At 42.3% G+C, this 6,837-nt stretch carries 4 protein-coding genes; 2 read left to right on the forward strand and 2 right to left on the reverse strand.

Annotated features, from left to right (window positions below; translation table 11 throughout):
• Nucleotides 1-26: 26 nt before the first annotated feature.
• On the reverse strand, nucleotides 27-2,834 hold the full coding sequence (locus EYO21_08795; protein ID HIB03899.1) for a TonB-dependent receptor: 2,808 nt from the start codon (nucleotides 2,832-2,834) through the stop codon (nucleotides 27-29).
• A gap of 590 nt (nucleotides 2,835-3,424) precedes the next feature.
• Between EYO21_08795 and EYO21_08800 the strand changes: the two genes are divergently transcribed.
• Together EYO21_08800 and EYO21_08805 are read left to right on the forward strand one after the other, a co-directional pair.
• Nucleotides 3,425-4,462, forward strand: coding sequence for a rhodanese-related sulfurtransferase (locus EYO21_08800; GenBank protein ID HIB03900.1), 1,038 nt, complete (start codon nucleotides 3,425-3,427; stop codon nucleotides 4,460-4,462).
• A gap of 280 nt (nucleotides 4,463-4,742) precedes the next feature.
• Nucleotides 4,743-5,303: a gamma-glutamylcyclotransferase gene (locus EYO21_08805; protein ID HIB03901.1), complete on the forward strand. Its 561-nt coding sequence runs from the start codon at nucleotides 4,743-4,745 to the stop codon at nucleotides 5,301-5,303.
• 258 nt (nucleotides 5,304-5,561) lie between these two features.
• On the opposite strand, the gene EYO21_08810 is transcribed toward EYO21_08805, so the two are convergent.
• Nucleotides 5,562-6,290, reverse strand: a complete 729-nt coding sequence (locus tag EYO21_08810; GenBank protein ID HIB03902.1) for a hypothetical protein — start codon at nucleotides 6,288-6,290, stop codon at nucleotides 5,562-5,564.
• Between the last annotated feature and the right edge of the window lie 547 nt (nucleotides 6,291-6,837).

Genomic DNA, 6,837 nt, shown 5'->3' on the forward strand with positions numbered 1-6,837 from the left:
TTTCATCTCGATCTTAAATTCTTCGATTAGAACCGGACCGTAAGACCTGCATTAAAGTATCTGGGTATACCCAGAAAGACTTCAGCATTATGTGCAGCATGGACTTTATCCCCATAACTGTTGTATTGACTGTGGTCAACAGCATCCTGCACATACACGTCATCAAGGGCATTAAACACATGGGCAAAAACCTGGAGATTCAAACCACCCATTGACGGAAGGTCATAGGTGACATGTACGTCCATTTTCGAATATCCTGGGGCTTGCCATACCTGTGCTCTGTCTGCTTCAGAATCATTGCCACTGTATTCACGATCCGAAGGGCCCCAGTCTGAATAGTTCTTATCGTACATATTATACAGAACCTGAGCCCTTAATCCGGAAATAGGTGTAAGAGTTATACCCATGACATAACCTGTCTGAGGCATGTCGCCCACAAAAAGACCATCAAGAGCGTAATTATAGGTCGTTGAGGTTTGACCAATTACCTGACCCTGCTCATTAAACTCATCCTCTTGATAATTACCGGAGGCGTCACCCACGAACTTCCAGTTTCCCAGGCTCACGGCCGCGTCAAAACGAAGCATAGACATTAATTGAGCTGATGCCTCAACTTCAATTCCACTGTGGTTCTGGTTAATACCTGACAGGAAGATAACGTCCGTATCACCACTGGATCCTTGACCTGATGTAACTGCTTTCGTGAGGTTACGGTCCTGCCAGTCAGTATTGTAATAACTTGTCTTTACAGCAAACATTCCACTACTGTAGTTAGCTCCAGCTTCCATACTCTGGAATTTTTCGTTAGCGGGATCTGAAGCCACGGTACCATCAAAGTAAATGACGTTATCCATGATGGGCGGTTTTTCTGACAGACCAAAGTTGGCGAATACGCTCATGCTCTCATTTAGATCAAACATGGCGCCACCTTTGAACTGCATAGTGGAAATAGGGTCAGCTACAATTTTTTCATCCGCAACAGTGAAATGATCCTGGTATGAATAGGCAATGGAGGAAAAACCTGCCATACCGTACGCTGATATAGGACCGGCCGTGTAGTTTCCTTGAGCAAAAAAACCAATCCAGTCAACGGTGGTTTCATTATGGTATGCGATAATATCACCAAGTTTCACTTGCTTACCGCTGGAATAGTTATCATCGGCAAAATCAATATAATAATCACCACCCATCAGATCACGGACTTCGCGAGCATGCTCAATACCGGCCATTCGCCAGTCAACACCAAGCTGCAGTTTCAATGCATCACTCATATCCAAGTTGAGCTTGGAGATGAGACCGTAGGTGTTCTGGCGATTGATACTATTTCTTAGAATACCAACTGATTGACCGGGATCGCGGGAAAGAGCCGTTTTATCTACATAGACTGTAGCATCAGAGCCAGAATTCATCGTGATCAATGCATCCCAGTCCCTGACCCATGGAGAACGCCCATAGTAGAATTTGTAATCGTCATCCCCAAGATTTTCATCAGCATCCATCGTTGGAATTTTACCATAGGTTCCTGTACCACCGCCGGAACCACCGGACCAGTATAGAATCGATGAGAGTCTCATTTTACTGTTGAGGGTTAAATAATGGTTCAAATTAACTAATGGTTTGTGAAAGAAGTTTTCTCTTTCATTCAGGAAGTCTGGGCTATGGCGATCCACCGTTTTCGCACCATACATGTACCAGTATTGTTTCCCTTGATAGGAAGAGGAAACAGGCGCCCAGTTCTGGTTAAACGTACGACCGAAACCGATTCCATTAGCCTCACCTTCATCACGAAATTGTCCATCACTCCCAAGTGCACCGGTATCGTAACCGTCTACAGAAGCAGCAAAATCCGAGTCATAAGCACCCAGATTCTGTTTGTATAGGTTTTGGCCATGACGCTGCGGAGCACCAACTGCATACAACTCGAAACGGTTGGTTTCATTCATGGCGTAGCTGGCACCAAAATAATATGCCCAGGCGTCCGTCCATGTTTTGTCAATAACACCATCACCCGTTTTACGAACGATTGTTCCGCTGAAAGCCATTTTATCACCAATGAGTCCGGTGTTGTAATTCAGTGTGGTTTTCACAAAACCACCAGCACCAATTTCCTGTCTGAACTTTCCACCGCTGCTGAGTGCCGTTGGATCGGTAATGATATTCATGCTTCCGCCAATGGAAGGGGTAGCAAGGTTAACAGCACTTAACCCGCGCTGCATCTGGATGGAGGCTACATCACCAACACCGTCCCAGTTGGACCAGTAGACCCAACCATTTTCCATATCATTTTGCGGTACACCATTGATCATTACGGCAACGTTACGCTGGTTAAACCCCCGAACATTAATACGAGCATCCCCAGCACCACCACCTTGCTGTGTGGCATAGACACTTGGAGTCGTGTTAAGACTCATCGGGATATCCTGTGATCCGAGACGGAATTCCATGTCCGCTTTCGTGACATTAGTATAAGCAACTGGTGTTCTCTCATCGGCACGAGAAGCTAATACTTCCAATCCGGAAAGTTCGATTGCTTCGCCAGACAGAGCAAAGTTTGTCGTCACTGACCCAGAGGAAGGTACGTTTACTGTTGTGCTGCTTGAAGCGTATCCGATAACAGATGCGGTCACGGTTTGAGTTCCCGCGGGTACATCTGATATGGAGTAATCTCCAGTTGCATTGGCAGCAGCACCGATAGAGGTACCTTCAATTATTACATTCGCTCCCGCCAACCCTTGTCCTGTTTCAGCATCTGTTACCCGGCCAGCTACTGTTGCCTGAGCAAACAGTGAAACCGGGAGAGTAAGAAGAAGAAATAATAGAACAGATGATAATATTATCTTTTTCATAGGTATATCTCCCTAAGTATTTAGCATCTTTTGCATATTCCAATTTGAGGGAGTTCCGAGGTTTGGAAGCTCCATCTACGAGCCCTTCGAAATTGCATAACGAAAACCAATAATCCAAATTCTTTACACACTTTTGTGCCATAAAACCTGCTTAATAAGATAAATAATTAACCAGACATTAATCTTCTAAGGACCCGATATAACACTCCAGATGTTAGAAAAAAGCAAGAACGGAATTAGAATTCTGTTAGGAACGATTAGCTGATTACAAATAATTCCTCAACAATATTTTTCCCCATCTTTCATCTCATCCATTCCCGCGGTACTTTCTATCTTAAAATTGGGAAAGTCGTTGAAAAACCAACTTATTTCAACAAAAGCATCTTCCAAGTCTGAGTAAATTATCCAAGCCCCAATATGAATGTGGGAAAATAATTTTTAACATTTTTTAGCGCAAATATCACGTCCTGTAAACACAATCCATCCACGGATAACAGATCCTTCAGCCTTTTTCTCTCTAACGAGCTAATCAGTGGAAAGTTGATTTCGCAAAAAGATACCCGTAAGATTACACCTCAATGAAAAAGGAACTGTTATACAATAAGAAAAGCCGGGAGCTTTTAATTAAAGAATTGGAAGAGGAACCCTTCCAGCGCTTAACAACTTCGTTTTACCGCTACGTGAAAATCAAAAACCCGGTGGAATTGCGAGATACCCTTTATGAGGAATGGTCCAAACTGAAAATCTTTGGCCGTATTTATATAGCAAATGAGGGAATTAACGCTCAACTCTCCTGCCCCGAGCAGAACTGGCGGTTATTTAATAAAAAACTCAATCATCGCCTCTTTCTAAAAGATATTCCCAAAAAATTAGCTGTTGTGGATGGACGCTCCTTTTTCAAGCTAATCATCAAGGTGAAAGATGAAATTGTCACCTACGGCATAAGTGAAAGCGAATTTGATATGAATAATGTTGGGAAGCATCTCAGTCCTGAGGAATTCAATTCGGCCCTGAACCGCCCTAAATCAGTTGTTGTTGACATGCGGAATTATTATGAGAGTGAAGTGGGTCGATTTGACGGTGCCATTATACCTGATGTAGAAACCTCTCGTGAGCTTTTGCCAGAGATGAAACGCCTCTTAATAGGGAAGGAAAATGATGAGATTTTAATGTACTGCACCGGTGGAATTCGTTGTGAAAAAGCAAGCGCCTATCTTATTCACCACGGCTTCAAAAACGTGAATCAGCTAAACGGCGGCATTATCAATTATGCCCACAATGTGAAGGAAAAAAATCTTGAGTCGAAATTTTTGGGAAAAAATTTCGTGTTTGACGCCCGTATTGGAGAGCGAATCACCAATGATGTGATCAGCGAATGTCACCAATGCGGTGAACCGGCAGATAATCATATTGACTGTTGCAATGATGCCTGTCATATCTTATTTATCCAATGTGATGCCTGCAAAAAAAAATATGAGGGTTGCTGTTCAAAAGATTGTAGAGAATTTGCCCGCTTGCCCAAAGAGGAACAGAGAGTTCTCAGGAAAGATCCTAAAAGGGTGGTGTCAACGGCCCGAAAGTCGGACCGTGTGAAACCTCGTTTGGGTGAAATATAGGCGAGAGTGTTACAACACATTGATACGGTATTTCTCAAGGATCGAGACTAGCAGGACCAGGCGCTTGGCCGCCGCCTCCAGCATTTCGGTAATACGCGCCTAGGAGGTGGCACTCATCTTCTCATAGGTGTTGACTCTGTAAAGTTAATCAGCAGAGTCTTGATATTTCTAGAAACAATAAAGACCACGAATCGCTCCTCTCAAAACAGAGGAGAGGTAGTGGGGATTTGAAAATAGATACAACGCCCTCAGTCCCATCGTATATTCAGCATCAAATGAAATGAGGAGAAGGATAAAGGTGAAAATAAAAACAGTTGCGATTGAGGCACTCTGCCTGATGATTGTTGTATCCATAGGGTACAGCCAGAATACGGATGAGAAGAAAGCATTGGTGCTGCATTTCGGTTATGGATCCAATATGTCAGAAGCCTATATGCGTCAATACACGCCGAGTCTGGAATATGTTATGAATGCCCAGTTGCCCAATTTTGAGATTCAGTTCCGCAAATATTCTAAAAATATGGGCGGCGGAATCAGTAGTATCATTGAGAAGCCAGGCGGCATGGTCTATGGTGTAATGTATTATATCAAGAAAAAGGAAATGGAAGCACTGGACATACTGGAAGACGTTCCTCTTGGTATTTACAATAGAGAGACGTTTCAGGTTTTGGGCGAAGATGGGGAATGGTATGCGGCCGATCTATATCGGGTGAGTGAACCTAAGGGTCCATACAAACCGGCAAAGAAGTATTTGGATCTCATGATAGCGGGCGCCACCGAACACAATATCAACAAGGCATGGCTGAAAACCTTAAAGAAGATGCGGGCTAAGTATGATTAAAGGGACTCCGGCTGGATTACTATGGAGGCAACGGAATGACATTAAATGCCTCCCCCATACTCAACCGACCGTCCTCCCCTCACTTTCAAGATTGAGATTGGGAAAGTGGTTGAGAAAGCTGATGTGAAAGAATAATAGGGGAAACTACCTCTCTGGAGGCGAACTAAGGAGAGATAACGGTAAAGTCAATCATGAGGTCTATAAACAAAAAAATCCCGTGAGGAGGCTGATTTGTTAAATATAGATTAGACTGTTAGTTTATTTCTTAAGTCTGATGAAAAAATTTATAAACTCCTTTTTACTAATATTCTTGTTCTTATTTCTATCAACCGAAGAAAATGTAGCCTTACCTTTCATAACTTCTGGCTGTTGCTCCTCTTTATACAGCTTCCACTCTTTTTTACTAATCTTTTTGTTTCCATTAATATCAATATTATCGAATAAAGATAAAGCTTCATTTTCAACATCTTTACTTTCGTCTTTGATACCCTCACTTTCATTTACTAAAACCCCACCTACAAGAGACCATCCATCAGGTAACGATTTAGGAGTCCCTTTAATCCCACCCGATATAACACTTGTAAGGTCTGCCTCTCTAAGGTTTACCCCATTAAGGTTTGCCCCTTTAAGGAATGCCCATTCAAGATCTGCCCCTTTAAGGTCTGCCCCTGAAAAGTTTGTTCCATAGCATATGGAACCCTTCAAGTCTGCCCCCTTAAGGTCTGCTCCCGTAAAGTCTGTATTTTCAAGGTTTGTCCCTGTGAGGTTTGTCCCTGTAAGGTCTGCCATTTGAAGGTATGCTCCTGAAAGGTCTAACCCTTCAAGGTTTGACCCTGAAAGGTTTGCACCTTTAAGGAATGCCCATTCAAGATCTGCCCCTTTAAGGTCTGCCCCTGCAAGGTTGCAATCTTGCATTTTATAAGGATAATAGTCTTCCCAATTATCCTTATTACATTGGGAATAAACAACACCAGTTAGTAGTACCATTAGTATAATTTTTTTGATTCTCTTTTCCTTTATTTGAGCCAGAAGTGCTTCATTCTTTCATCCCGACCGTCCCCCCGTCACTTTCAATTTTCTCATATGGTGAAATTATTTATAATTCTAAAGAAGATTTTATATAGTTATTACCAATAAAAAATTGGGGTGACTTTTCTACTAGACCAAATTTTACTCTCTCCGCATCATGTATCATTGCTGAAGCTAAAGTATCGACTCTAAGCCCAAGTCCTTTCGATTCAAAAAAATACTCCAACCATGTTTCTTTACCCTGAAGTCGTATTAACATACCTGGCTTAAAAATAGAGACTCTATTAAAAAAGAAATTTGATATTACAGTTTGTTCTTTTTGCCCAATAGTCTTCATATACAGTAATGGATGAATCCAATTCTTAGCCCATATTTTATGATTTGCACCTTTTGCTGATATTAGCGATGCATGAGGTATATTAGCATTTGCAGCCATCTTAGCTGCTTCATTTGAAATACCTGATTCAATATTAATAAACTCTTTTGCTCCTCCTGCACGCTGTCG

It is taken from the genome of Candidatus Neomarinimicrobiota bacterium (assembly GCA_012964825.1).
Taxonomy (GTDB): Bacteria; Fidelibacterota; Marinisomatia; order Marinisomatales; family S15-B10; genus UBA2125.